At 43.8% G+C, this 24,392-nt stretch carries 30 protein-coding genes; 5 read left to right on the top strand and 25 right to left on the bottom strand.

Annotation, left to right across the window (positions count from 1 at the left end):
- Positions 1 to 18: 18 nt before the first annotated feature.
- Positions 19 to 855 carry an S-Ena type endospore appendage gene (locus VKA52_RS16545; protein WP_326316482.1) on the top strand — a complete coding sequence of 279 codons (837 nt, stop codon included), beginning with the start codon at positions 19 to 21 and terminating at the stop codon, positions 853 to 855.
- Positions 856 to 909: 54 nt separating this feature from the next.
- On the opposite strand, the gene VKA52_RS16540 is transcribed toward VKA52_RS16545, so the two are convergent.
- The 3 genes from VKA52_RS16540 to VKA52_RS16530 all read right to left on the bottom strand — a co-directional run bounded on the left by VKA52_RS16540 (position 910) and on the right by VKA52_RS16530 (position 2,870).
- Positions 910 to 1,425: a DNA topology modulation protein FlaR gene (locus VKA52_RS16540; protein WP_326316481.1), complete on the bottom strand. Its 516-nt coding sequence runs from the start codon at positions 1,423 to 1,425 to the stop codon at positions 910 to 912.
- 18 nt (positions 1,426 to 1,443) lie between these two features.
- The gene (locus tag VKA52_RS16535) at positions 1,444 to 2,259 is read right to left on the bottom strand and encodes a lipid II flippase Amj family protein (protein ID WP_326316480.1); all 816 of its coding nucleotides are present in this window, start codon (positions 2,257 to 2,259) and stop codon (positions 1,444 to 1,446) included.
- Positions 2,260 to 2,378: 119 nt separating this feature from the next.
- Positions 2,379 to 2,870 carry a GyrI-like domain-containing protein gene (locus VKA52_RS16530; RefSeq protein ID WP_326316479.1) on the bottom strand — a complete coding sequence of 164 codons (492 nt, stop codon included), beginning with the start codon at positions 2,868 to 2,870 and terminating at the stop codon, positions 2,379 to 2,381.
- 253 nt (positions 2,871 to 3,123) lie between these two features.
- On the opposite strand from VKA52_RS16530, the gene VKA52_RS16525 reads away from it, so the two are divergent.
- Complete coding sequence (locus tag VKA52_RS16525; RefSeq protein WP_160915722.1) at positions 3,124 to 3,843, top strand: DUF4386 domain-containing protein; 720 nt, start codon at positions 3,124 to 3,126, stop codon at positions 3,841 to 3,843.
- Here the strand turns inward: VKA52_RS16525 and VKA52_RS16520 are convergent.
- Positions 3,823 to 4,410, bottom strand: coding sequence for a Crp/Fnr family transcriptional regulator (locus tag VKA52_RS16520; protein ID WP_326316478.1), 588 nt, complete (start codon positions 4,408 to 4,410; stop codon positions 3,823 to 3,825). The two genes, VKA52_RS16525 and VKA52_RS16520, sit on opposite strands and share 21 nt — an antisense overlap.
- Before the next feature lie 285 nt (positions 4,411 to 4,695).
- Between VKA52_RS16520 and VKA52_RS16515 the strand changes: the two genes are divergently transcribed.
- Positions 4,696 to 4,863: a hypothetical protein gene (locus VKA52_RS16515; RefSeq protein ID WP_160915718.1), complete on the top strand. Its 168-nt coding sequence runs from the start codon at positions 4,696 to 4,698 to the stop codon at positions 4,861 to 4,863.
- Between the two features lie 11 nt (positions 4,864 to 4,874).
- Here the strand turns inward: VKA52_RS16515 and VKA52_RS16510 are convergent, their stop codons facing one another.
- The 14 genes from VKA52_RS16510 to VKA52_RS16445 form a co-directional block, all read right to left on the bottom strand.
- Positions 4,875 to 5,408, bottom strand: coding sequence for a phosphatidylserine decarboxylase (locus tag VKA52_RS16510; RefSeq protein WP_326316477.1), 534 nt, complete (start codon positions 5,406 to 5,408; stop codon positions 4,875 to 4,877).
- A 12-nt stretch (positions 5,409 to 5,420) separates the two neighbouring features.
- Positions 5,421 to 5,660 carry a hypothetical protein gene (locus VKA52_RS16505; RefSeq protein ID WP_326316476.1) on the bottom strand — a complete coding sequence of 80 codons (240 nt, stop codon included), beginning with the start codon at positions 5,658 to 5,660 and terminating at the stop codon, positions 5,421 to 5,423.
- A gap of 40 nt (positions 5,661 to 5,700) precedes the next feature.
- The gene (locus VKA52_RS16500; RefSeq protein WP_326316475.1) at positions 5,701 to 6,195 is read right to left on the bottom strand and encodes a GNAT family N-acetyltransferase; all 495 of its coding nucleotides are present in this window, start codon (positions 6,193 to 6,195) and stop codon (positions 5,701 to 5,703) included.
- A gap of 194 nt (positions 6,196 to 6,389) precedes the next feature.
- Positions 6,390 to 7,133, bottom strand: coding sequence for a L,D-transpeptidase family protein (locus VKA52_RS16495; protein ID WP_326316474.1), 744 nt, complete (start codon positions 7,131 to 7,133; stop codon positions 6,390 to 6,392).
- A gap of 147 nt (positions 7,134 to 7,280) precedes the next feature.
- The gene (locus tag VKA52_RS16490) at positions 7,281 to 8,084 is read right to left on the bottom strand and encodes an anti-sigma factor (protein WP_326316473.1); all 804 of its coding nucleotides are present in this window, start codon (positions 8,082 to 8,084) and stop codon (positions 7,281 to 7,283) included.
- On the bottom strand, positions 8,077 to 8,643 hold the full coding sequence (locus VKA52_RS16485; RefSeq protein WP_326316472.1) for an RNA polymerase sigma factor: 567 nt from the start codon (positions 8,641 to 8,643) through the stop codon (positions 8,077 to 8,079). Before VKA52_RS16485 ends, VKA52_RS16490 begins: the two co-directional genes overlap by 8 nt.
- Positions 8,644 to 8,810: 167 nt before the next feature.
- The gene (locus VKA52_RS16480) at positions 8,811 to 9,131 is read right to left on the bottom strand and encodes a hypothetical protein (RefSeq protein WP_326316471.1); all 321 of its coding nucleotides are present in this window, start codon (positions 9,129 to 9,131) and stop codon (positions 8,811 to 8,813) included.
- 98 nt (positions 9,132 to 9,229) lie between these two features.
- Positions 9,230 to 9,472: a hypothetical protein gene (locus VKA52_RS16475; RefSeq protein WP_326316470.1), complete on the bottom strand. Its 243-nt coding sequence runs from the start codon at positions 9,470 to 9,472 to the stop codon at positions 9,230 to 9,232.
- A gap of 116 nt (positions 9,473 to 9,588) precedes the next feature.
- A complete protein-coding gene (locus tag VKA52_RS16470; protein ID WP_326316469.1) occupies positions 9,589 to 12,552 on the bottom strand; it encodes a carbohydrate binding domain-containing protein in 2,964 nt (987 codons plus the stop codon).
- 216 nt (positions 12,553 to 12,768) lie between these two features.
- Complete coding sequence (locus VKA52_RS16465) at positions 12,769 to 14,115, bottom strand: GH1 family beta-glucosidase (RefSeq protein WP_326316468.1); 1,347 nt, start codon at positions 14,113 to 14,115, stop codon at positions 12,769 to 12,771.
- A 30-nt stretch (positions 14,116 to 14,145) separates the two neighbouring features.
- Complete coding sequence (locus VKA52_RS16460; protein WP_160915704.1) at positions 14,146 to 15,159, bottom strand: LacI family DNA-binding transcriptional regulator; 1,014 nt, start codon at positions 15,157 to 15,159, stop codon at positions 14,146 to 14,148.
- A gap of 81 nt (positions 15,160 to 15,240) precedes the next feature.
- Positions 15,241 to 16,074 (bottom strand): carbohydrate ABC transporter permease, encoded by an 834-nt coding sequence (locus VKA52_RS16455; protein WP_326316467.1) that lies wholly within the window; start codon positions 16,072 to 16,074, stop codon positions 15,241 to 15,243.
- On the bottom strand, positions 16,071 to 16,979 hold the full coding sequence (locus tag VKA52_RS16450; RefSeq protein ID WP_160915849.1) for a carbohydrate ABC transporter permease: 909 nt from the start codon (positions 16,977 to 16,979) through the stop codon (positions 16,071 to 16,073). The genes VKA52_RS16455 and VKA52_RS16450 overlap by 4 nt, the downstream gene beginning before the upstream one ends.
- A 111-nt stretch (positions 16,980 to 17,090) precedes the next feature.
- Positions 17,091 to 18,377, bottom strand: a complete 1,287-nt coding sequence (locus tag VKA52_RS16445) for an ABC transporter substrate-binding protein (protein ID WP_160915701.1) — start codon at positions 18,375 to 18,377, stop codon at positions 17,091 to 17,093.
- A 318-nt stretch (positions 18,378 to 18,695) separates the two neighbouring features.
- Here VKA52_RS16445 and VKA52_RS16440 point away from each other — a divergent pair, with 318 nt between their 5' ends.
- Complete coding sequence (locus VKA52_RS16440; RefSeq protein WP_326316466.1) at positions 18,696 to 18,881, top strand: hypothetical protein; 186 nt, start codon at positions 18,696 to 18,698, stop codon at positions 18,879 to 18,881.
- A gap of 40 nt (positions 18,882 to 18,921) precedes the next feature.
- Here VKA52_RS16440 and VKA52_RS16435 read toward each other — a convergent pair whose 3' ends face one another.
- The 5 genes from VKA52_RS16435 to VKA52_RS16415 form a co-directional block, all read right to left on the bottom strand.
- Positions 18,922 to 19,317, bottom strand: coding sequence for a hypothetical protein (locus tag VKA52_RS16435; protein ID WP_326316465.1), 396 nt, complete (start codon positions 19,315 to 19,317; stop codon positions 18,922 to 18,924).
- A gap of 186 nt (positions 19,318 to 19,503) precedes the next feature.
- Entirely contained in the window at positions 19,504 to 20,232 is a 729-nt protein-coding gene (locus VKA52_RS16430; protein ID WP_160915695.1) for a P-II family nitrogen regulator, read from the bottom strand.
- Positions 20,186 to 20,956, bottom strand: a complete 771-nt coding sequence (locus tag VKA52_RS16425) for a DUF1538 domain-containing protein (RefSeq protein WP_160915693.1) — start codon at positions 20,954 to 20,956, stop codon at positions 20,186 to 20,188. Before VKA52_RS16425 ends, VKA52_RS16430 begins: the two co-directional genes overlap by 47 nt.
- The gene (locus tag VKA52_RS16420; protein WP_160915692.1) at positions 20,953 to 21,645 is read right to left on the bottom strand and encodes a DUF1538 domain-containing protein; all 693 of its coding nucleotides are present in this window, start codon (positions 21,643 to 21,645) and stop codon (positions 20,953 to 20,955) included. Before VKA52_RS16420 ends, VKA52_RS16425 begins: the two co-directional genes overlap by 4 nt.
- Before the next feature lie 173 nt (positions 21,646 to 21,818).
- The gene (locus tag VKA52_RS16415; RefSeq protein WP_326316464.1) at positions 21,819 to 22,301 is read right to left on the bottom strand and encodes a hypothetical protein; all 483 of its coding nucleotides are present in this window, start codon (positions 22,299 to 22,301) and stop codon (positions 21,819 to 21,821) included.
- 158 nt (positions 22,302 to 22,459) lie between these two features.
- On the opposite strand from VKA52_RS16415, the gene VKA52_RS16410 reads away from it, so the two are divergent.
- Entirely contained in the window at positions 22,460 to 23,458 is a 999-nt protein-coding gene (locus VKA52_RS16410; protein WP_326316552.1) for an LLM class flavin-dependent oxidoreductase, read from the top strand.
- A 188-nt stretch (positions 23,459 to 23,646) separates the two neighbouring features.
- Here the strand turns inward: VKA52_RS16410 and VKA52_RS16405 are convergent, their stop codons facing one another.
- Both VKA52_RS16405 and VKA52_RS16400 read right to left on the bottom strand, forming a co-directional pair.
- Positions 23,647 to 24,123, bottom strand: coding sequence for an HIT family protein (locus VKA52_RS16405; protein WP_326316463.1), 477 nt, complete (start codon positions 24,121 to 24,123; stop codon positions 23,647 to 23,649).
- 67 nt (positions 24,124 to 24,190) lie between these two features.
- On the bottom strand, positions 24,191 to 24,385 hold the full coding sequence (locus VKA52_RS16400) for a hypothetical protein (protein ID WP_326316462.1): 195 nt from the start codon (positions 24,383 to 24,385) through the stop codon (positions 24,191 to 24,193).
- Between the last annotated feature and the right edge of the window lie 7 nt (positions 24,386 to 24,392).

Genomic DNA, 24,392 nt, shown 5'->3' with positions numbered 1-24,392 from the left:
AGAAAGGGGAGAGATGGTATGGATGTGAGAGAACAACACGGCCTGCAAGTTCAACAAGTGTATGATTGGGTTACCCTGCCTCTCTCCTTTCGTAAAACGATTTGCCTCCCGATCCCCCAGAGAAAAGCGAATGATGAAATTTGTGGGAATTTTTCAGAGCTGACAGACGAATTTACCACATTATGGGAAACAGATGTGAATCATGTTTCAGGCAGGGTGACCCTTTCGCTATTCAAAGGCACCTTCGCTGATATCACTCTTTCTATTAACGGAGCGATTGTTTCAACAGGAAGCGGAAAAACATTCACCCAGGTTTTCAATACCCTATCAAGCATTGAAGTTAAGCAGAATTCATTATCAGATATAGAAGGAAGGTATTGTCTGGACTTGGAATACTCTTTAAGGGATCAAGGGCAAGTATTAGCATTTAATTCAGACCAAATGACGGACAACTGTTATTTATCGGACGCCACCGGGAATCCGCTCAGCTTAGAAGATGCTGTTCAATGCCGTGAAGTCGGCAGCAGAAAGAGCGTCCCTATAACTCTTCCAACCCAGCAAGCGGTCACCCTGCAACAGATCCTCATTCGTTTTGAGGGATACATCAGTTTCCAGACTTCTGCAGGGAATTGCTTATGTGTCTTTCCTTTTTGCATCGTTCGTGAGATACTCCTTTGCGCCCCTGAAGGTACACAAATTTCATGTCAGACGTTGCTTGCAGATTGTCTGATCCATCCCTCCTCTGATGAGCCGAATTGTATAGATGTCCAATTGGAATTGTGTGAATCCATTCAAGTATTGAGGGACGTTACAATTGTTTTAGAAGCTGATTATTGTACACCTCGAAGGAGTTAACCTTTTATACTAAATTATGATTCGAATGGAACCAATCTCCTCATAATTCTGGGGTCACAAGGAGTAAAGTCGGTCTCTTAACTCTCTGACTGTATCCACCTTGATCACCTTATCCTGGAACTCCTGATACTCTTGAAAAAAGTGCGGCTTCCCATTCTCTTCAAAATACTTATTCCATTTGAACATTTTGAGAAAGATTCTAAAGGTAGGGGTATAATGGGCCTTCTCCAACCGTAATTTTTGTAAAATGAACCGTTTAATGATGCGGTACGTTCGGACGGAATAGTTGGTATCAAGGAAAATGATAACATCCGCATGACGGAAGCTATCTTCCACCCACCATTCATTATGAACGCCTTCCACAATCCACCCCTCCGAGCAGGCCACCTGTTTCAAATATTCAGCCCGCTCCTCCTCTGTCCTCCGTATATCTCCAGTCTGATGCCTTTCCCAAACCACATTATCCAGCTCATAATAGGGAAGCTCCCATTCTTTAGATAGTTTTCTTGCGAGTGTCGTTTTCCCACTCGCAACGGAACCTATAATATGAATTTTCTTTATATCTCTCACTAAACTCCCCCTTTACGGTTAAACAATGAACTTTGTGAACCAGGCGATATATTTTGCCCCGGGAATGAAAACGAGTTGAGCCAGCAGCGTTCCGAACAGTCTGGATGTGATCATCATAAGCGATACATTTTTCAGTTTGCGGTAATCTCCTTTTTTATTGATGACATCGTCTGCCATCACAGAGATTTTAGGATCGACGAAAACGACTAATAGAATGGTCGCGATTCCGTTAATCAACCCGGAAGCCATGATCGCTGTTGATGCTCTCTCCGGTACTAATAGAGCTGCATATAAGGCGGATAATACACCCACAGTATAAATTGAGGTGACCAGCATATTGATGAAGAACAACCGCTTCGGGATCTGTTCTAAAGAGAACCCTTTCAGGTAACTCCTTTTCGGAAGATGGATTTGATGCAGCCCTCTCTTTATGTAATCGATGGAAAACAGCATACGAAACAAGGAAGGAATCGATCCTCCCTTTTCTGATAAACGAATGATGGAGCGAGAGAACAAGGCGACAAAGGTTGGCAGTAGAATCATGCCTATGATTGTTCCTACAGTCGATGCTCCCAGAATGGCTCGATATTGACTTTCAACAAATGGGAGAGGATCTGCCGAAGGGGCTGTGTCAATCAAACTCCCCGTAAACGGCTGCTGCATCATATTGGCCATCCTTGAGACGATGACCATCAAATTGAACAATGATAACGCGGAAGCGATCAATCCTACTCGAGCTCCTGATAATCGTACTGCATAAGCCAGGGTTTCTATGGTATGGATCACTAAAATGAATAAAGCAATATAGAGGACTTTCACTGTAACAAATTCCATACTACGACTCCTCATCCTTACATATGCGTGCCTCCTGAGAGGAAGACTTCAACTGAAATGACCGAAATCCACAAAAGGACACTTCATTTAATCATCCTTGCAGAGCCATGCTTCCATACTTATTCGTGCACCGCTTTAACAGGAATCCATACTTCCTCCACAGCTTCAGGATCAGCTGGATGATAGTCAATGGTGAAGCGTTCGAAATGCGCCCTGTCATCCAAATCGTAGGCAGAAGCTGGGAGCCACTCTTCAAATATGTACTGCAACGTTTGATTGAAACGATCAGCAGGACCTCGATGCAAAAATACGGCATACAACCCTCCCTTTAAAACAAGGGTTTCCATCCCAGGGTCCTCATTATGAGTTCGTGGCAAAACCTCCACAGCTGCCCACTTCACAAAAGGGGTGGAAGGATGAAATTGTTTTGGGTCGAATCCTTGATCAAAAACTTTCAGGTTGTAAAGCCTTTCATCCACACGATCCGGAATGGATTGCCGGTGAGGCATAAAACTTTTCCAAAGCTCCTGGGTAGCGTCTTCAGCCAGGGTCATCCGGATTGATTTACCGACCATTTTCTTTTCCTCCAGTACAATCATTTTCGGTTCCATTCATTCACCTCCCTTTCATTTGCTTTTGCACCATTCGAACTCATTCTACATCAGATGCCAGAATCCTCCATCAAAACCAATTCGATAATCACGAACCAATCATTTTTTTAAAGACTGAGTATCAAACATTTCCATTGAGATGATCAATATTGATGGGCAACATCTGGCTACTCTTTTGAATCTATTGACTTAAGTCAATGTGGGATTTCGCAGGCCGGCGTACAATTAGATCAAACAGACAAGGAGGTTTATAATGAAAACAGTTAAAAGAAAGGAAGATTTCCAACCAAAACCAGCAATGATAGCCGGCTTAAGTTTGATGCTGATGACCATTGCTGCTTTCTTCTCCTATGGATACGCGCACAGCTCATTGGTCATCTACGAAGACGCAGCAAAAACGTATGACCTCCTGCGGCCTTCACTTTCCTTATTTCATATGGAAATCGCCGGCTGGGGCGTTATTATTCTTACTGATCTCATCGTAGCCTGGGCACTTTATAAAGTCTTGAAACCTATCCATCCCCTTTACGCATTACTGGTAGGAGTTCTCCGTCTCTTCTACACGATCATCCTTGCCATGGCTGTCTTCCATCTAGTGATTGTAAGCCGGATCATTCTAGACAATTCAGGTACAGTTGAACAAGTGATGGACAGTCTTCTTCTTTTTGAGAAATTCTGGTCGATAGGACTGATCGTATTCGGATTTCACTTGATCATGGTGGGCATTTTGGCTCTAAAAGCTCCTTTTATTCCCAAATGGATAAGTATTTTGTTAATCATAGCGGGAGTAAGCTATACTTTGATCCATTCCATGTACAATGGACTTCCTCAATATGAGACTATGACAGCTGACATGGAGATCTTTTTAAGCCTTCCTATGATGATTGGCGAATTAGGACTCGGGATCTGGCTGTTCTTCAAAGGAATCCAGACTCTACACAACTCCCGACCTTCATATTTGGGAGCTTCCTAACCGCTTCTTGATGCGACTCAGGGATTCAGGCGTTATCCCCAGGTAGCTGGCCAGCTGATGCTGTGGGACCCTTTTTAACAATTCTGGCCTGTTTTCAAGAATGGATTGATACCGCTCTTCTGGAGTGGATGAAATGAATGCCGCAAAATGATCATGGATTTCACCCATGTCGCCCTCCACCATTTTGAGGATCATCGTTTCAAGACCTGGATTGGTGTCGTACACCACCTGCTCTTCAGATAAATCACCTACGACCAGGACACAATCTTCAACGCATTCCAATGAATATTTGGAAGGTTGATCAGATAATCCATGCGGATGGAAGATGGTTACACTCTGTTCTTCCGTATAAAATTCGACGGTCGTTTCTTTTCCGGATTCACTCACAGAAAACTTACGGATACAACCTTTTAAAATAAAGAAACACTGCTCAATGACCTCCCCCTGTTGCAACAACACCGTCCCTTTATTGAATGGAGTGATAACGACATCAGAAGCGACCTTATCCAATTCCGCTTCACTCCGATCACTATATTTTTTCATATAATTGATGAGGATCTCCTTCATAAGCCTTTTCCTCTCCGTCTTTTCTTTTATACTAATCTAGCACTTCATTCTATTATGGGAACATTCTTCCTTTCTATTGGTTCTAAAAGCAGACGATGTTAAAGTTAAGTATCAGTGATCAGTCTTTAATAAATGCTCTTCCATCATCAACCGCAACAGTTCTGTAGAATAATCACCTGACGTAAAATAAAGAATCATCGTTATCGAGAGATCTGTTTCATCCAACTTTAAAGAACAAGTTAGATTAGTGCCAGTGCAGAAATTTTTATCCAGGGGGGGTAATCTATGGACCTGTTTTTATTTATTATCATCATTGTTGGCTTAACCTTCTTATTTTTAGGATTTGTCATCAACTTCGACTTGAAAAAGAAGAAACTCGAACTGGAAGAAAAAAAGGTGGAGTTGGAAAAACAAAAGCTGGAACTCAATAATCAAGGTCAAGGGGAAGAATAAACAAGCTTTTCCTATACTTTTGATTTTACAGCCAATGGTTCTCCAGCCTTGATGGAACGTTGGATTTTTAAATCCGGGTGAAACACCACTTTTCCATTTTCGAACAAAAGCACAACGGTTGAACCGAAACTGAAAAAGCCGACTTCTTCTCCTTTTCTCAGCCTGGAGTAGGGATGAATCCATTCAATGGTATTGACCCACATGGCACCTATTTTAATAAACGCCATGTACATCCCTTCCTCCAGCTTCAATTCTGTAATGATACGATAATTGGTTGAGAGGGGTGATTTCCCCAACGTTAATCCCCATTTGTTTACAGGGGAGGACTTCCCACCAAGGTCAAACTGTTTTTCAACAACGGCATGAGCTGGAGAATGAATCCGGTGATAGTCGCTCGGGCTGAGATACAAAACAAGAAACAATCCATTCCGGTAGCGTGTCATCATTTCCTGATCCCTCAGCAAGTCTTGGATAGAATAAGAGATTCCTTTCACTTGAATCCTCTTATCCTGTACTTCACCGAACTGCTCCACTCGGGCGTCCACAGGACTAACAATTTACTCTTCCAAACCCTTCACGGGCCGTGCGCCTTCTTTCAATTCTCTGATAAAAAACTCCTCCAATGAGGTGAAATCCTTCAATGGTTTATTCAATTCTCCCGTAGGAACTTCAAACAGTTTCACGTAAAGAGGAATCAACCGCCTGCTTAAGGAAGAGCGGCTTAATTTACGTATAAACCTGCCAAACGTTTTGGAATTGAACATACGAATGATGCCCCGGTATACATACGTTTTCACTAGACTCCCCCTTAACATGAATAATCATCCCCCTGGACTTTCAACGCTGTTCGCTTGGAATTAAAGTATAAATGCATTGCGTTTCACCAAAACGAGTAATCGTCTTATCTAATTTCATCCCTGCTTTTTCTAAGAGCCTGCAGGAATAAACATTGGCCATTTGTGTTTCAGCCGTAAGTTTTTGAAGGTTGAGCTTATGAAAAGCATAAGCTGCGACTTCTTTCACAATTTCTGAGCCGTACCCTTTCCCCCACCAACGGGGCAGGAATTGATAGGAAAGCTCGTTATTCTCCCCATCCTGATGAGGATCAAGGGAAACGAAACCGATGAAATGTTGAGTGCCTTTCTCCCGGACTACTAAATACAAGGAGTTTCCATCTGAATTCCGGATGCCCTCAAAAAGAGCAGGAAGGCTTTCCTCATCACGCGGCCCTCCGAGGTACTTCCTGACTACGGGACTTAAGTAAAGCTCTTTGACCTCTTCAAAATCTTTCTGCTGTATCTCTTTCATCACTGTTCGATCTGTCGTTAACACGCCTATCTCCCCCTTTACTTCTGTTCATAATAGCGTAATGAAATGATCCTTCTCTTGATTATAGGACGCTTCTATTATGTAAAAAGTTACAATTACATAAATTTTTTCCAACATAAAGAAAGAAGCTAAATACTCCAAGGAATGTTTAGCTCCTGAAAATCGTTGTTCATGCATTGTAAAACGTTCTTCTTCGCCTATTTACTGAATAATGCTTTCCTTGTCTTTGGCCCCACGATTCCATCAGCTTCCAACCCTTTAGAAGTTTGAAACTTCTTCACAGCTTTTAAGGTCTGCGGACCAAAACTTCCATCAGCCGTTATCCCGAGCTTCTTCTGAAGAATGACCACGGAAGATCCTTTGCTTCCATACCTTAACGTTTCATCAAAGAATTCGTAGCCTGCAACTGCTTTATTGACCCCCACTCCATACTTTTGTGCTAATGCCGTGAATGAAGAAGAGGAATTTGTGATATAAACAGGGATATTCTTATCCGCACGTTCAAACAACCAGATGACATCTTCGTTATACATGCGAATACAACCACTGGAGGCGTAGGTTCCGATGGAGGAGGGCGCATTCGTTCCATGGATGCCGTACATATTTCCAGACGTATGCCCCCAGTCACCTGGCACTTTTATGCCAAGCCATCTTGCACCCAGAGGATTCCTGGGGTCACCGCCTGGGATGCCTTCTTTATACCATGGCCTGTTTTTCACTTTATTGACTAAAGAAAACTTCCCTTCCGGCGTCATAGCTCTCGTTCTTCCCGTTGCTACAGGAAACACTTTCTGAAGAGTTCCATCTTCATAAAAGGCCAGTTGATTATTACTTTTGTTAATAATAATGGCTTCCTTCTCAGCAGCCTCCGCCGGCTTAACCATCAAACATGATCCCAGTAACAACACCGCAAATATGAACACAAGTTTTCTAATCCCCATTTTCTTTCCTCCATTACTCCCTTAATGAATATGGCAACATTATACTCCCGGGAGCGAGGCAATCCTTGTCGAACGGAGCTGTCGAAACAAAGAAATTTTAGAAAAAATTAAAGAAGGGCGGCTCCATGAGCCCCCTTCCATGCCTTCCTATAGTTCCGCCTGTAAAACGACTTCACCTTCAGGAAGCTGGTTATTCGGTTGTGGTTCTTTGGTGATGGCGATCGCATCCCAGGATTTCTGATTTTCTTCATCAATCCGGAAAGTAACCGCACCATTACCTTCCCCATCTGTTGTAAAAGCACCGGCCGGTTCAGGATTTTCCCCTTCAATCAGCCACACTTGATAGACCTGGTCCCCTTCAAGTTCACTCAACTCTTCCACTTGGACAAGCAGTTCAGAACCGATGCTGCGATCAACAAGGGTCGCGACTCCGGAGCCTGCTTCACCTGTTGAGGCAAGCTGCGTCCGCTCGGTCGGTGTCATCGTATCTCCATTCTCACTTTCACGATCCTCGAGTTCAGATAGAGCGACTTGGAGGTCGGAAAGGTTCGACTCAAGATCTTCATTTTGTGTAGAAAGCTCTTGAAGCTGCAGTCCTGCAAAAATATTTCCACCTACAGACAGGAGGAGACCTGCGGCCAATGCACCAGCCCAAACCTTCCACTTGTTCGGCTTTTCAGGCGAAATCAAGGGCGCCTGTCTGTCTTCTGTTTCATAGGTTTGTTCTTCTTCATCTTTGAAGACACCATCCAGGACACGTTCTCGCATACCGGCGGGAGGTGCCGCTTCTTTCATATAGGCAGGGAGGTCTCCCATCAGGTTCTCCAATTCCTGCACTTCTTCCTGACAATCGGGACACTCCCGTAAATGCTGTTCGAATTCTTTTTTCTCTCTTTCTGTTAACTGGTCATTCAAATAATCAAGGACATTCTCGCATTGTTTGTCATTCATCGGTGTTCCCCCCTTTCTCATCCAAATGCTCGCGCAATTTTTTCAATGCGAGCCGGACCCGTCCTTTGACTGTACCAAGGGGAATGTCACATTTCTCAGCGATTTCCCGTTGTGATAATCCCTGGAAATAAAAAAGGCAGATCATACGTTGTTGTTCGTCCGGTAATGTGTCGATGGCATTCCGCAACTGGTCGCGTTCCTCTTTATCTGTCACGACTTCCTCGACACCGGGCATTTCTTCATGCACGGAATCTCTTTGATCCCATTCCACTTCCTGGACTTTCTTTTTTCTGATCAAGTCGATGGAAGCATTTCTCGTGATGGTCAACAGCCAGCTTGAGAACTTGCCGCGTTCCTTCACATAATGGCCTGCCCCTTTGCCTCTCCACAACTTGATGAAAACATCCTGCATCACTTCTTCTGCGGCCTGCTGATCTTTCATCATTCGATAAGCAAAAGAATATAATAATTTCTCATATCGGTTGTAGAGGGTTTCGAGAGCAGCTTTATCTTGATTGCGGATTTGTTCGTAAAGCTCATAGTCCGTCGGTTTGCTCATTCAAATTCCCCTTTTTATGCCATGGTCTCTTTAGTATATCTTTTTAAAGGAGATTCTTCACGTTTCACAAAGCATACGAAAAGAAAAGGGGATTGGATCATTTTTTATAAAATTCTCCTGCCCATGTTTTGCAGCTTTACAAAAAAAAACACCCTGGGCAGGTGTTTTCATTGATTCTCGTATTTTAAATAATTATAGTGCGTAGTTGGTATTCTATTGAGGACCTTTCCATCTCGATCTTTGTAAACTTCGTATTCCCGATATGCTTCCACTTTCGTTCCATCCACCACCTTCGTCCCTTCATAGACGAGTTCTAACTCCAGATTCATGGGGGTATTATGTTCCTCCTGTGCCACAGCTTCTGTTTCACTTTCTTCCGTACTGATCGGATAATGGGAAGGCTCTTCTGGTTTCACCCGGGGAGACTCCATATAACCGATTAAAGCAAAAATTCCCAAAAGGATTAAGAAAGAATACATCTTCTTCATAAAATCGACCTCCACAAAAGTCTATGTACAAGCATCTTATGCATGCGCTCATAAAAAAAGGAACTCCCAGGCATGGAAAGTTCCTTTTTTCTATCCATTTAGTAGTGAAACCCACCCTGACTATGGTGATAACCTCCGTACCATGGATTGTAACTCCCATGTCCTTGATGATATCCATAGCCGGGCGAGTAGGTGCTGTGCCCGTGTTCATAACCGTAACCTGGAGAATATGTCCCTTGACCATGGTGATATCCGTAACCGGGAATGTACGTGCCGTGGCCATGATGGTACCCATACCCAGGGATATAGGTGCCGTGACCATGATGATAGACTCGATCCAAACCGATCGCCCCTTCCTTTCCCTCTCATTAGCCTATGTGGAGCGGAATCTGTTGGTCTGGGCAATTTTTTCATAAAAAAATAGACACGCTCTTATAGAAAGAGCGTGTCTACCCCATTATTTCGCTTCAAGATTTACATTATCGATATAGATATCATGGGAATCTGCAAATTGTCCCATTAAGAATTTCAAAGATGCGACATCATCTTTACCCATCTCAAACTCATACTCATAACGCTCCATGTCTTCAGTTAAAGAGACCTTTTGACTGAGGAAGCGCGTATAAGCCGCGTTCTCGATCGTCACCTCGATCTCTCTCGCTATGGTTGATCTAGCATCAAAAGATAAGGTGTAAGTGCCCCCTTTGCTAAGAACAAGACCAGGCTGCTCGGCTAAAACACTCCATGCTTCATTGCCCGCATTTTCTATCGCTACTTTGAGTTCTTCATCCATAACGTCAATATTCGCACTCGCATCAAAGTGAATATACTTGGACCACGATTCCATTCCTTGTGAAAAATCACCATTTTGGAAATTGATCGGAGCAACGATGACCGACGTTTGAATCATACGAACGTTATCTAACGTCACATCCCCGTCTTCTCCCCCTAAAAGAAACCTCAGCTGACCGACTTCACCAGACAACTCCTGGGGCAGTTGGAATTCCAACGTATGACTCGACATTTCTTTCGTCCAAGAAACCGCTTCTTCACTGAAGTACTGGACAGAACCATCTTCACTAACCACTTCTACTTGAAGGCTTCTTGCTTCTGATGCCTTCGCATCGAAGGTCAATTTGTATTCCTGATTCTCAGCAAGCGGAATGCCGCCTTGAGTAAATAGGATGTCTTCGGATTGTTGACCGGAATCTTGAACGGTAATTTCAGCTTTCCGCGTTGACTCCGGTACAACCACACTGGCATCCGCACCATCTTGCGAGGACAGTTCCCAGTAGTTGAGACGCGTCATATCCCCCTGGTCGAAAGTACCGTTATAAATGAGGTTGCCATCACCGAGAGCCGGCTTCGAAGTGTCCTCTCCGATTTGATCGGTAATATCCTCCACTCGTACATTGCCCATCCATACAGGTGCAGTTCCATTGCCACCCAGATTGAATTCCAGACGCGCGGCTAAATCTGTATCCTGTTTAAACGTAAATGTATAGTCATAAGACTGAAGGTTCTCCGTCAACTCCACCGTTTTTTCACCAGAGTAATTCGCATAACCTCTTTCGGATCCACCGGATACTTTTGACATGATGTTCCGGGTCGTATTGGATTTTGCATCAAACGACACCTTGTACGTGTGTCCTTTTAGAACCGGAAGCTTTTGAATTTGCTGCAAAGACCACAGCGCATTTCCCGGATTTGTAATTTCCGTTTTTGCATAATTTTCTCCATCTACATCTTCAATGGTCAGATTTCCCTGCCCTTGGAAATCAGGAAGCTTAAGGAAATTCCAATAGGTTGGATCGAGCGTTTTTTCTGGGGAATCTACCACAGTTATCTCTTTTTCATAATTCTGATCATAGATGAAGTTCCCATCTTCTAGTGGCTGCTTGGCATCTTCCGGAAGGGTCTCCTCTTCCACGACAGGTTCGACCGGCTCTCTGTAATCTCTTCCCGTCAATTCATACACGCGCACATAGTCGACTTCCATTTTGCCTGGAAATTCTGTCGTTTCATCTGGATCACCACCGTACCATCCGCCGACAGCAAGGTTCAGGATCATATAGAATTCCTGATCAAACGGAGCAGGATACGCATACTGATCTCCTTGATTTGTCCCTTTACTGAACCAATCATTCAACGTTTGGTAAAGTTCTCCATCCACGTACCAGCGAATCTCCCCTGGTTCCCATTCGACGGAATACGTATGATAGTCGGTAAAGTCTTCTCCTTCAGGGAAGTGATACTCTTTGCCTGTATACGTATTGTTCGGCCATTCTTCACCGTAGTGAATCGTCCCTCCGATGTTGCTCGTGTCGCCCCCAGCCGCTTCCATAATATCGATTTCTCCTGAAGTCGGCCACGGTCCATACACATCATCCTCCGGCATCATCCAGAATGCCGGCCAGAAACCTTGACCTTCAGGAAGTTTCATTTTCGCTTCGAATTTTCCGTACTTCTTACTGAAGAGACCTTTGGTTTTCAGTTTAGCAGATGTATAATCATAGCTTCCAAACTCATCTGTAACCGGTTCTTCTTCCTTCTTCGCTTTGATGACTAAGTGGCCATCTTCGGTATAGGAGTTTTCGCTGGAATCGGTATAATATTCTTTCTCATTGTTACCCCAACCAGCAGCGACACCCTCTCCATTTTCATCGACTATCCAGTTACCGATGTCATACGTCCACTTGTCTGAATCGATTTCTTCTGCTAAAAATTCATCGTTCCAGACGAGCGACCAATCTGTAGCTTGTTCAGCTGCATCGTATACGACCACATTGTTCAAGTCAGCGTCCACCGTAGACACTTCGTTTTGGATCTCTTCATTAATATAAACCGTCCCGGAAACGGTTACATTTTCTAAAAGGATGTGCTCACCGTTGGCAATGATCAAATCACCACCGAAAGTAGAATCTGAGATCGTTACATCAGAGGCATTGATCCATCCATTTCCTTTAATGTCCTGACCTGTGTATTCTCCTTCTTCATGATAGTAAGCATCCACGACTCCACTCACTAATTGAAGGACGTCTTTACGTTTCACCGGCTTACTGGAACCGTCCCAGGCATCCAGTTTTCCTTCCAGTTGATAAGGAAGAAATTCAGTTAAAACGTTCTTCGCTTCCTCCTGCTTTATAGCAGAACGAAGGTTGATGTCAGAGCCAGCTGCTTCTTTTGTTTTTTGAACAGCCTCTTCCTCATCCACGCCAAACCAATGACTTAATACAACAGAATACTCTTCATAACTCATGGAGGCGTTTTCATTTTTCTTGTTGTTTAATCCATCGAACAGTCCCGTTTCATACCATCCTTGTCCAGTAGCCTTTTTGCTTTCTGACTTTTCAGCCTGTACAGACGTGAAACTTCCTAAAACGATAAACAGCACCATAAAACAATAAAAGGTTTTCTTCAATCTGTCTCCTCCTTTGATATTTAAAAACTAGGTGTGATTATCCTCTATGATGATTTTCTTGGCTGAACACCTTAACCATTCAACGATAGGTTCCAATTTCGAGACTGTTGGTTGGAGAGTGCAGCGGCTGATTCCATCCAGTAATGGAAGGAGGGAATACTCCCTCCTTATTAAACTGTTGGTTACGAAACCGGTTTCCAAATCGATCAAAAAATTTTATCTTTCAAAGCTGTGATTTTCTACCGTGTCTTTATACCAATAGTAACTATCTTTTCTTGTGCGTTCGAACGTCTCGAAATTCACATGAATGATTCCAAACCTTTTCTCATAACCTTCTGCCCATTCGAAATTATCAAGAAGTGACCACACGATATACCCGACGATTGGTACGCCAGCTTCCATTGCGCGGTTTAGAGCAGTCAAGTGTTGTTTAAGGTAATCCACGCGTTCTTTGTCGTGTACATTTCCATCTTCTGCTACCTCATGGTTATAGCAGGCGCCATTTTCCGTAATGTAAATAGGAACATCCCCGTATGTCTGATGAAGGTCTGTAAGGGTCTTGTAAAAGCCTTCCCCATAAATCGGCCAGCCGATATCTGTGCGGCGTTCATCGAGCGCGATTTCTTCGACTTGGAACAATCCGCCGTCTTCCTTGTAGCGGCCAAGACTTCCTGAATAATAGTTGATCCCCATCATATCGATTGGCTGGGAGATGATTTCAAGGTCGCCCTCTTCCATGTTCAAGGTGGCATTGTGCTCAGCAAACAAATTCACCAGAGTTTCTGGATATGTACCTTTGAACACGGGATCCATAAACCATTCCTTCTGCCACATCATCCCGCGTTTACACGCATCCACATCTTCTTGTTTCGGGCTGTATGGCTCAAGCCAACCCATGTTGGGGGCATATCCGATTTCTCCATCCGGAACGAGCGTGCGGAACGATTGGACCGCTTTCCCGTGAGCGAGCAACAAGTGATGAGAAACATCCACAGCCGCTTGTAAACTCGTTTTTCCTGGAGCGTGGACACCTTCATAGTTTGATAAGAAGGATGCGCACCATGGTTCGTTGATCGTCAGCCACTTTTTCACCTGACCGCCGAATTCCTGGAACATCGCGTTTGCATAAGCCAGGAATGCCTCCGTCGTGTCACGGTTTTCCCAGCCACCTTTTTCCTGAAGGACTTGAGGAAGATCCCAGTGATAAAGTGTAATCATCGGCTCAATTCCGTTATCAATCAGTTCTTGAATCAGGTTTCGATAATACTCGACACCTTCCGGGTTCAGTTCTCCTGTCCCTTCAGGAATGACACGGGACCATGAAATTGAAAAGCGATACATGTCGACACCCAGATCCTTCAAGTGCTGGACATCTTCTTTATACATATGGTAGCTGTTGCATGCGTGATCGCCATGATCGCCGTTCTTCACATTGCCGGGGGTGTGGGAGAACACATCCCAAATGGATGGTGTGCGTCCTCCTTCCTTTGCGGCTCCTTCAATCTGGTAGGAAGCTGTCGCTGCCCCCCATTTTAATTTGTCAGGAAATTGAATCGTTGTCATTGCCTTTACCTCCAGTTAATCTTTAAGAATCTAGCGTTCTTTCGTAGATGCACGTGGTACCAGCTCCGGGTCCACTTTGACATCCTGGATGTCGTGATCATCCTTGATCAAATCTTCCAGCATGTACGCCGCTAGCTTTCCTAGTTTTTGTTTATCTTGCTTTACAGTCGTCAGTGGTGGATCACTGTAACGGCAGGCCTCGATATCATCGCAACCGACCAATTGGATATCTTCGGGAACCGACAACCCTTCTTCCTTGATGGCTTTCAATGCGCCTAGGGCCATCATATCGGAAGCTGCGAAAACCGCGTCCGGAAGCTGGTCTCCTTTCAGAATTTCCTTCATTCCTTCATATCCACTTTCTTCGAAAAAGTCGCCGTAATAGATCCAGTCTTTATGGATGGGAAGTCCGAATTGATTCATGGCGTCAATAAAGCCGATGTTCCGGATACTTGACACGAGGGAATCCTGCTTCCCTCCGATGTACGCGATCTTGCGGACTTTGTTCAAATAAAGATACTCCACGACTTTCGCACCGATTTTTGCGTTGTCTGTCATAATGTAGCTGGACCTCGGACCCTCGAGCTTCAAGTCAATCCCAATGCATGGAATCTCACTTTTCGCAATGTCATGAACCGCCTCTTCAATTTCATCACCAGCGATGACCAGGCATCCATCGACATGGAAATGCTTACACCTTTCCAGGTACTTGCTTTCCCCTTTATAAAATTTTTCATTTGAGAATAGCAGCAAGTCATACCCTAATGCCCCTACGGCTCTTTTAAATGAATTGACGACTTCATTGAAAAAGGGGTGTGTAAAATCGACATTAATCTTACCGGCATAAATCAAACCGATCAGATTCGATTTTTTCGTAGCCAGAGACTTGGCTGAAAATGTAGGTTGATATTTTGTATCTTCGATAATTTTATAGACTTTCTTCCGCGTCGATTCACTGATGCCTCCATAATTGTTGATGATTTTAGAAACAGTGGCTGGAGAAACACCTGCCATTTTTGCTATGTCACGTATTGTTAAATCCATATCTTGTTCTCTCCTTAAAAAGCTAGCCGCTCTGTGATTACCATCTATTGTATCAACAATTCATAGAGGTTGGCATAAGATTTACTTGATCGACCCTTCTGTAATACTTGAAATGAACCAGCGATTGAAAATCAGGAAAATGATGATCAATGGAACGGTTGCCCAGAATACACCTGAAAGTAGCATACCGAAGTCAACACGGAACGCATTGTTCAATGAAGCAAGCGCTACTTGCAATGTGTAGGATGCTGGATCACGCAATACCGTAAACTGCCATAAAAATTCTCCCCATACAAGCGTGAATACGATGATTCCTAATGTTGCAAACGCCGGCTTGATGATCGGAAGCACAATGCTCCGGAAAATTCTGAAGTTCGAGCAGCCATCAAGTTTCGCCGCTTCCATCAACTCATCAGGTACAGACTCGCTGATGTATTGGCGCATTAAGAAGATGCCCAATGGATTCAGTAAGAACAGCACGCCTGCCCCAAGCAACGTATCCAACCATCCTAATTGAGAAACCAGATAGAACTGTGGAATCAATCCCAATTGAGGAGGGATCACCATCGTCAAAAGGATCAGGATGAAGAAAAAGTTTTTACCTGGGAACTCGAACTTCGCAAAGGCGAATCCAGCCAGAGAGCTGATCAATAATACCGCGATGGTTACTGTGGTACATAATAGGATTGTATTCCACATGGCCTGAAAGAATGGAATCGTATCCAGGACTTTCATAAAGTTTTGGACTAGTTGGTCACCCGGCAGAAGTGTCGGCGGAATGGAATTATAAGCAGCACTCGGCTGGGTCGCCATAACAAACATCCAATAGAATGGAAAAATGGATAAGATGGAAGCGATCCATAAGATGATGTAAACGGGAAGCGTCCCTTTTTTCAATCCTTTAGATTTTCTCATTTCTTAAACGCCCTCCTTTTCTGCTTACGACCGACACCAGAAGTCAACCACGTATTCAAAGCTGCTGCACCGACAATGATAATGAGTAACAATACAGCTGTTGCTGATGCTGTACCGAATGAACCTAAGTTGAAGGCATCACGATATAGATACATTACGACGGTCATGGCTTCATCACGGTTGAAAGCAGAAGATCCAAGGAATACCGCTGGTTCCGCGAACAATTGCAAGGCACCTACGGTAGACATGAAAACCGTCAGGATGATGAATGGTTTCAGCATCGGAATGGTAATATGAAAGAACTGCTGAACCTTGCCGGCACCGTCGATGGTTGCTGCTTCATACAAGTCTTTCGGAATACTTTGCAAACCTGCTAGATAGATGATGGTGTTATAACCGACCCATCGCCAGAAAACCATCAAGGAGATCGCGATTTTCGCTCCCCACTCGGACGTTTTCCAGCTGACAGGATCAACCCCGAATAGACCGATTACATAGTTAGCGAGAGCTGTCTCACTACTACTAAAAAACACTCCGAACACTAATGCCACGGCTACCATGGACGTGATGTAAGGCATAAAGATCGTCACACGGAAAAAGTTAGTGAAACGGATGACGGCCATATTCAGGAAGTAGGCCAAAATAATTCCTACGATCAATTGTGGAGCTGTTCCCATTAAACCGATGATGACAGTATTATAAAGAGACTTCCAAAACAACGGATCCTGAAGGACGACCACGAAATTCTTCAATCCAACAAAGTCCATCTCCCCGAGACCGTTCCAATCCTGAAAGGCCAATACGATACTAAAAACAGCTGGATAAAGACCGATGATTCCAAAAATGATGAAAAAGGGTGCAATATATAAATATCCAGACAGCATATCTTTTTTCTTTTCAGACATTTGGGTAGTGGATTTCACTTTTGAGGCATGCTGACGTTTTTGTACGTTCTCCACTCTATTCCCTCCTTTATGTAGGAGGGCCGGATGGAATCCATCCAGCCCATAAAACCTTTAGCGACTCACTAAACCTTCAATACGTTCGACAGCTGCTTCCCATTCTTTTTCAGGGTCTGCACCTTCTTGAACATTTCTTAGAGCTGTCAGTACTTCATTGTTTACCGTTACATATTTCGGTCCTTTGTACACTTCTGGAATTTCTTTTGCCGCTTCGGCAAAGTAAGCAGCTGTGTTCTGTCCGCCGAAATACTCATCGGAGTTGTTTACGAATTCTTCCATTTCGTACACTTCTGGAGCAGATGGGAACAAACCACTTTCTACGAAGGATTCTAATTGGTTCTCTGGAGAAAGCATCCATTTAGCGAATTTGTAAGCTTCTTCACTATGTTTCGTTTCAGAAGGAATCGCTACATATGAACCTCCCCAGTTTCCGGCGAAGTCTGTTGGAAGTGTCGTAACTCTCCATTTACCTGCGCCTTCTGGTGCGTTTTCAGTCATGTAACCTTTCAACCAGGCCGGTGCCATTTCAACCGCAAATCCACCTTGGTTCAAGGCATTCGCCCACTCCGGTGTCCACATTTCGAATGAACCTACGACACCTTTATCATGAAGTTCAACCGCATAGTCATACGCTTCTTTTACTCCGTTATCTGCTTCACCGATCAATAGTTCACCATCACGGTTGAAGTAGCTGACTTCAAGAGCATCCATGTTTGCACGGAATGCCATTTCCATACTGTCGACCATTGGTTTTCCTGTTTTATCTAAAACGGTGGTCGCTGCATCTGCAAATTGTTCAGGAGTGGAAATCATTTCACTGACTTTATCAGGATCTGTCGGTAGTCCAGCTTCTTCAAATACTTCTGTGTGGAAGTACATCGCTTTCGGACCTATGTCTGTCGGTAAGCCGAACAAGAAATCTCCTTCTCCATTTTCAGCCATCTTCCATTTCCAATCTAAGTATTGATCTTGAATTTCATCCGCACCTAAGTCGTATAAGTTAACAAAGCGATCCTGCGCTTCGCGGTAACGGTCCAATTGATCGACTTCGATCATCGTCAAATCCGGAGCCCCTGTTCCAGCTGAAATCGATGTGAACAAGCTATCGTGGTGATCGCCAAGCTCAGAGTTTTTGATATTGATTTTGACATTTGGATTCTCTTTTTCATATTCTTTCGCTAAATCTTCATAGTTGGTAGCACCGAAAACCCAGAAATCAAGGGTGACTTTGCCTTCACCATCACCTGAAGCCGAGTCTTCCTCGCCACTGCTACACGCATAAAGGAACATCGATAAGACTAACAACATAACGACGAATAAATTCTTTTTCACTTTCACCATTCCTTTCGTATTCCTGTCTAATTTCTCTTCCCCCTACATTAACGAAACCGGTTTCGTTAATGTTTAAAAAAAATCAATTGATTTAGTAGGTTAGCTTGATTATATCGACAAATGTATTCGTTTTCAATGGTTTTTTTAAATTTTTTCACAATTAAACCTAGTTTTTAGTAAACCGGTTTCCTTATATTTCATATGAAGGATTTATTTCGTTTATTACATGGAACAGTTCCTTAGACGCATTTCTTGTCATAACAGCATGAAAGCCGATCAAAAGGGAATAGAGTATTGTAAGCCAAAAACATCGAGGAGGAAAGAAATATGTTATGGCTCTTACTATTCATTCCAATCGTATTGATTGCTCTCTCCCTCTACTTCGCCCGAAAAAGAAAAGCTCAGCCTCATGTCAATATGGCCAATGAAGACAAAAAAGCCTTTGAAGAAATATATTATGACCAGGGAGCTGCCAAAAAATCAGCCGACCCTAAACATACGAAACCTTTTTAAAAAGCACACAAAAAAACGGAAGCTCTTCAGCTTCCGTTTTTCAATGCTCATGAGAGGAATATGGATCTTCACCCAGTAGAAACCTTTCCAAATCCTCAATATGGGGGGTTCTGAAAACAATCTCTTCGGTATCTAATACAATAAATTGTGGCAGGTCCTCAATGTTCAAAAGTTTTTTATAATCATAAGGTTCCTCCGGCACTTCCTTTAGAACGTTGAAAGAATAGAGTCTGTTCTCCCAGACTTCCGGATCGCTGAACATTTGGTTGATTTCGCTTTGGAAGGCTTCCAAAGAACCCTTTTCACTATTAAATGCCAACACACTATAACGACCTTCTACCCCTGACGTTATTTCGTCCATCAGCTCCTCTTTTTCTGAGCTGCAACCGGCAAGAAGGACAAACATACCAAACATAAAAACGAGAAACGTCCTCAAGTTCTCTCCCCCTCTATGGCACATACTCTACCGATCCTTCTATTAATAAAAAGGGTTACCTTCCTTATGACGCTTTTGTGTTAGGATGCCGAAAAGTCATAAAAGGTTCCTGGAACCTTTTTAACGACCACAATAAAAAGATATGGAAGGGGATTCTTAGATTTTTGACATCCGAGCGTTCTGCTTTCACTCTTTCATTTCTTCACTCCACTGTTGGTTCAATAGATGATTGATCCCAACCGTCCTTTCCACATCCAGTACAAAAGCAATCCCTCTGCCCGGCTCATCAAGTCTTGCTCCTCGTTCAATCGCATGCAGGACGCCATCACACTTTTCCTTCACGATTAATGTCAACACCACTTCTTTTTCAGGTTCGATTAATATATTAAAGAGCTTCGCCTTTTCATGTATACCTGTTCCACGTCCTGTGATGATGGTACCTCCCTCTGCTCCTGCTTCTTTAGATGCATCCACGACTTTTTCTGCATCTCCTTTATTCACGATTGTCACAATGAGATCATAGGAAAGTTTCTGCTTCTCCACCTGCATCACATCCTCACTTGCGTTTTGTTCTGATTCAAGCCCTAGTCCGATCATATGATTGATGCCGCTGATATTTTTCGTGTCGATGACAAATCCTATGCCCTGTCTCGGACGGTTCAGTTTTGCTGCATGGATGATGGCATCCATGACCGAATCATAAATAGAATGAGAGACAAGAGTTAAAATGACTTCCCGCTCCCTTTCTACAGGTATACCAAGAAAACGCTTCTTTTCATCCATTCTGAAACCTTTCCCAAAAAGAGTCGTCCCTCCCTGTGCGCCTGCAAGAGTCGAGGCATGTACGACTTTTTTAGCTTTTTCTTTTTTAACGATCGTTACTATGAGCTTTTGTCCGGATGTTTTCTTTGTCATACTGTTCCTGCTCCTTTCTCCTGTAGATCACACCTAGTGTAAGAACTGAAATAATGGGTGCCAAAGCTACGAGAGCCACCATTCCAAACCCATCTAAGAGCGGATCGCGACCTTCGGTAACAGAAGCTATGCCTACGAATAGACTCAGAATAAAAGTGGCGGTCATCGGACCTGTGGCTACTCCACCAGAATCAAAAGCGACCGATGTGAACGTTTTATTGGAAAACCGTACGATGATCAAGGCGAACAGGTAACCAGGGACCACAAAATACCAAATAGGGATTCCGATTAAAATACGCACCATGGAGAGAGCTATGGAAATGCCGACACCAAAAGAAAGGGTATAGAGCAATAATTTATGAGGGATATAACCTCCAGAGACTTTTTCAACCTGATGGGTCAACACGCTGACCGCAGGCTCTGCATAAATGGCCACAAAGCCGAGAACAAAACCGATGGGTACAAGCAGCCACGTGTGCTCTATCGTTCCAAGTTTCTCTCCCATCATGCTTCCGACGGGTAGAAAGCCGATATGAACCCCTTGCAGAAACAAGGACAGACCTGCATAAGTCAAAAAGAAACCAACAAGGATGTCCTGTAATTTTTTCCATGGAAGCTTTAGAAAGACAAGTTGAAAGAGAAGAAATAAGAAGAATAGTGGAATGAGTGCTGTAGCGACATCAAACAGGACGTGCCAGAAACCATCGAAAATTTTAATGTTCACCCATAAATCACCCCTAAAAGGAGAACCGATAAAATCGGGCCGATCGATGCCAAAGCGACAAGTCCAAATCCATCACCTGATGAAGTTTTGCCACGCATAACCGAAGCCACACCCACCCCGAGTGAAAGAATGAATGGTACGGTCAAAGGACCCGTGGTGACTCCACCTGCATCAAAAGATATCGGGACAAAAACACTTGGTGTAAAGGCCGCCAGGAAAAAGACGAGGCCATATCCTCCTGCAAGTAAATAAACCATGTTGATACTGAAGATGATCCGAAACATGGCGAGTGCGACAAACACTCCTACCCCGATCGCTACGGAAAGGATAAGAATGTCCATTGGAATCTGTCCACCAGAGACCTGATCGACCTGAGAGGAAAGTACACGCACATCAGGTTCTGCTATGGTCACGACAAGACCTAGAAGAAATCCGAAAAAAATGATCAGCCAGACTCTTTTCGTTTTAGACAAGGCCGACCCGATCATTTCCCCTATGGGTAACAACCCAATATTGACTCCGAGCAAAAACAACACCAAGCCGGCACCGACCATCCCCGCGCCGATGATGAATTGTAAGAACATGTCCAACGGAAGCCAGACTAAAGTGAATTGAAGGATGGTGATGACAATCGTGATGGGGAGAATGGAGAGGACGACTTCAAGAAACGTCTCTTTAATATTGTCCATCTAAAGCCTCCTAGGAAAAAGTTGAGGAGCTTGTCTATGGATGTTCCGTTTCTAAAAAGTTTTTCTGTACTCATTATATCATTAAAAACATGCAATCATGATAAAGATCCGCGACTTACCTTTTTTACAACGATAACCGCTCATTATAGGTCATACAGACGAAGACACCAGACTCACGTCCCTTTACGTTGAAACAGATAAATCGTCCCAGCGAGGACGATCAGGAAGCACAAGAATAGATATGTACCGAGTGCGAGATCCTCCTGTTCCACCGGTTCTCCTTTGTCCAGGAAAGAATCTGATGCTTCATTCTTTTCACTTCGGTAGGTGTAAGCAGCTTCCCGCTCTGCTTTTCTATAAACACCCTTTCGTTCCTCAACAGCAATCATGTCTGTTGTGGGATGGCCGGATAATTTATAATAGTCCGTCCCTTTTTCAAAAACGTTGGAGAAATTCCCTTCATACTGTTGCATATCCGAATAAGCGGTCACTTCGCCGATCTTCTCTTCCACTTTCACTTCTGTGGCTTCTTCTTCAACTACATAAATGTAACCATCATAGACGACAAAAGGATTGGCCCACGATGTGGCTGAAGCCGTTATTGATAAATAGAAAAATGGGAAAAGTAAACAACAGAGCATAACCAATAGCCTCATCGTCTCCCTCCTTTTCAACATAGTCGTCTGAACATGGAATAAGTTGCAAACAAATTATTTTGAGACACGAAATACAGCTGATATGATAAATGTTGTTAAAGAAGAAAAGGGGCATTCTTGCCCGTATATTATAAGTGAAACAGAAAAGAGGTTATCCTATGTCTGTAAAAGGATTAGCAAATACGAAATTCTCGGTCCTCGACCTTGCCCCTGTGATTGAAGGCGGGACGCCGGCGGATTCTTTCCGAAACACGGTTGATCTTGCCCAGCATGTTGAAAAATGGGGATTCACAAGATACTGGATGGCCGAACACCATAACATGCCATTTATCGCAAGTTCCGCCACTTCTGTTGCCATCAGTCATGTGCTGCACAATACGGACTCCATCCGAGTCGGCTCAGGCGGAGTCATGCTTCCGAATCACGCGCCGCTTGTTGTCGCAGAACAATTCGGCACACTGGAAACCCTGTTTCCCGGACGTGTAGATTTAGGTCTCGGACGAGCTCCAGGAACAGACGGAATGACGGCTCGGGCTCTAAGGAGAAATTTGGATTCTGATCCTAATGAGTTCCCTGCGATGCTCGATGAGTTAAGAGGCTATTTCGCCGGAGATCACCACATCCGGGCGATTCCTGGAGAGGGACTCGACATTCCGGTTTGGCTGCTCGGTTCTAGTGGATTCAGCGCACAACTTGCGGGACAACTTGGGCTGCCTTTCTCTTTTGCCAGTCATTTTTCACCGAACAATACACGCGGTGCTTTGAATTTGTACCGTTCCAGTTTCCAGCCTTCGGAAACGCTTGATGAACCCTACGTCATGGTAGGCGTGAATGTAATCGCTGCAGATACAGATGAAGAAGCAGAAAGACTGGCAACTTCCCTGCAGCAACAATTCCTGAATCTCGTACGAAACACGAATCATTTGCTCCAGCCCCCGGTTGATGACATGGACGAAGTATGGACAGCCCAGGAAAAAGCAGCCTTAAGACAGCAACTTGGCGCTTCCATTATCGGAAGTAAAGAGACAGTGAAAGAACAATTGAAGAAATTCCAGGCGGACACCGAAGCTGATGAGATGATGGTCATTTCACAAATCTACGACCACGACGCACGTGTGCGCTCCTATGAAATCATTTCTGAAATAATAAATGAATGATTGCGAAAGCTTTCATTTTGCACAAAAGTCCCTCTGTTCTTCAGAGGGACTTTCCTTTATGTATAAAAAAGAAGACAAAGATCCTGCACTTTCAGGAAAGGAAGAATAGCATAAGCTCCATTGCCCTTTAAGATTTCATCATCCGGTATGTTTTAAAAAAGAAGACCACAGAAAACAGGAAAATGACCCTACTCATTCAGCACCTTCGTTAACAATCGAATGCCTTTCAGCACTTTTGCATGATCTCCGCCGTTATTTCTGGCATGAAGCAAAACAGGACGGACCGATTCCACCGAACGTCCAAATTCATACATCCAGTCGTATCGGGGCACCATCCATAAATGAAAATGGTGGGTCGTGTCTTCGTTGTAAAAGTAATAGACATGCTCAATTCCTAACACTTCTCTTTGCGCCTTTCTGATCTTCGTGATGAACGTGATATAATCGTGTTGTTCCTCTTCTGTCAATTCATCAAGGCCCTTAATATGCCTTTTGGAAGCTACAATAACTAACCCTCTAATCGGATAAGCGACATCCTGGTGTGCATGGAAATGCACTGTTTCTGCAATGACTCCACCTTCCGGTTCCACTTTACCGCTTGTCAAAGCGCAACTAAGACAGTCCACTTCCACCGTATTTCCATTCGCTAATGTAATTGTACGCATACTCTTCCCCCTTTTTCATTTTTCTGTTTATAGGATCATTAACGTTAATGATAAAGGCTGACCTCTATTAAGTGAGGTCGGAAATAAGACCAATCATCCTTCCAATCCCTTTTATTAACCAAATAACCATTCGAATTGGGAAAATGATCAGTTCAGGTAACCAGAGCACCAGCTCAAACAGAACGTCAAAAACACTTGATCTTTCCGTGTTTTGTCTTCGTCGTTTCAACACTTCCTGCTTACTTTTCAACCATTGTCTCATTTGCGGT

It is taken from the genome of Halobacillus sp. HZG1 (assembly GCF_035818575.1).
GTDB lineage: Bacteria > Bacillota > Bacilli > Bacillales > Halobacillaceae > Halobacillus > Halobacillus litoralis.
The sequence above is the reverse complement of the archived record's forward strand: the minus strand, read 5'-3'. Positions and strand labels throughout refer to the sequence as shown.

Excerpts from the sequence above, each read along its gene's own strand:
- VKA52_RS16400 (WP_326316462.1), bottom strand. The coding sequence starts at position 24,385 with ATGAGACAATGGTTGAAAAGTAAGCAGGAAGTGTTGAAACGACGAAGA.
- VKA52_RS16535 (WP_326316480.1), bottom strand. The coding sequence starts at position 2,259 with ATGGAATTTGTTACAGTGAAAGTCCTCTATATTGCTTTATTCATTTTA.
- VKA52_RS16530 (WP_326316479.1), bottom strand. The coding sequence starts at position 2,870 with ATGGAACCGAAAATGATTGTACTGGAGGAAAAGAAAATGGTCGGTAAA.
- VKA52_RS16440 (WP_326316466.1), top strand. The coding sequence starts at position 18,696 with ATGTTATGGCTCTTACTATTCATTCCAATCGTATTGATTGCTCTCTCC.
- VKA52_RS16545 (WP_326316482.1), top strand. The coding sequence starts at position 19 with ATGGATGTGAGAGAACAACACGGCCTGCAAGTTCAACAAGTGTATGAT.
- VKA52_RS16420 (WP_160915692.1), bottom strand. The coding sequence starts at position 21,645 with ATGGACAATATTAAAGAGACGTTTCTTGAAGTCGTCCTCTCCATTCTC.
- VKA52_RS16465 (WP_326316468.1), bottom strand. The coding sequence starts at position 14,115 with ATGACAACGATTCAATTTCCTGACAAATTAAAATGGGGGGCAGCGACA.
- VKA52_RS16495 (WP_326316474.1), bottom strand. The coding sequence starts at position 7,133 with ATGGGGATTAGAAAACTTGTGTTCATATTTGCGGTGTTGTTACTGGGA.
- VKA52_RS16405 (WP_326316463.1), bottom strand. The coding sequence starts at position 24,123 with ATGCGTACAATTACATTAGCGAATGGAAATACGGTGGAAGTGGACTGT.
- VKA52_RS16430 (WP_160915695.1), bottom strand. The coding sequence starts at position 20,232 with ATGACAAAGAAAACATCCGGACAAAAGCTCATAGTAACGATCGTTAAA.
- VKA52_RS16485 (WP_326316472.1), bottom strand. The coding sequence starts at position 8,643 with ATGAGCAAACCGACGGACTATGAGCTTTACGAACAAATCCGCAATCAA.
- VKA52_RS16460 (WP_160915704.1), bottom strand. The coding sequence starts at position 15,159 with ATGGATTTAACAATACGTGACATAGCAAAAATGGCAGGTGTTTCTCCA.
- VKA52_RS16410 (WP_326316552.1), top strand. The coding sequence starts at position 22,460 with ATGTCTGTAAAAGGATTAGCAAATACGAAATTCTCGGTCCTCGACCTT.
- VKA52_RS16445 (WP_160915701.1), bottom strand. The coding sequence starts at position 18,377 with ATGGTGAAAGTGAAAAAGAATTTATTCGTCGTTATGTTGTTAGTCTTA.
- VKA52_RS16480 (WP_326316471.1), bottom strand. The coding sequence starts at position 9,131 with ATGAAGAAGATGTATTCTTTCTTAATCCTTTTGGGAATTTTTGCTTTA.
- VKA52_RS16520 (WP_326316478.1), bottom strand. The coding sequence starts at position 4,410 with ATGAAGGAGATCCTCATCAATTATATGAAAAAATATAGTGATCGGAGT.
- VKA52_RS16450 (WP_160915849.1), bottom strand. The coding sequence starts at position 16,979 with ATGTCTGAAAAGAAAAAAGATATGCTGTCTGGATATTTATATATTGCA.
- VKA52_RS16515 (WP_160915718.1), top strand. The coding sequence starts at position 4,696 with ATGGACCTGTTTTTATTTATTATCATCATTGTTGGCTTAACCTTCTTA.
- VKA52_RS16490 (WP_326316473.1), bottom strand. The coding sequence starts at position 8,084 with ATGAATGACAAACAATGCGAGAATGTCCTTGATTATTTGAATGACCAG.
- VKA52_RS16455 (WP_326316467.1), bottom strand. The coding sequence starts at position 16,074 with ATGAGAAAATCTAAAGGATTGAAAAAAGGGACGCTTCCCGTTTACATC.
- VKA52_RS16525 (WP_160915722.1), top strand. The coding sequence starts at position 3,124 with ATGAAAACAGTTAAAAGAAAGGAAGATTTCCAACCAAAACCAGCAATG.
- VKA52_RS16415 (WP_326316464.1), bottom strand. The coding sequence starts at position 22,301 with ATGAGGCTATTGGTTATGCTCTGTTGTTTACTTTTCCCATTTTTCTAT.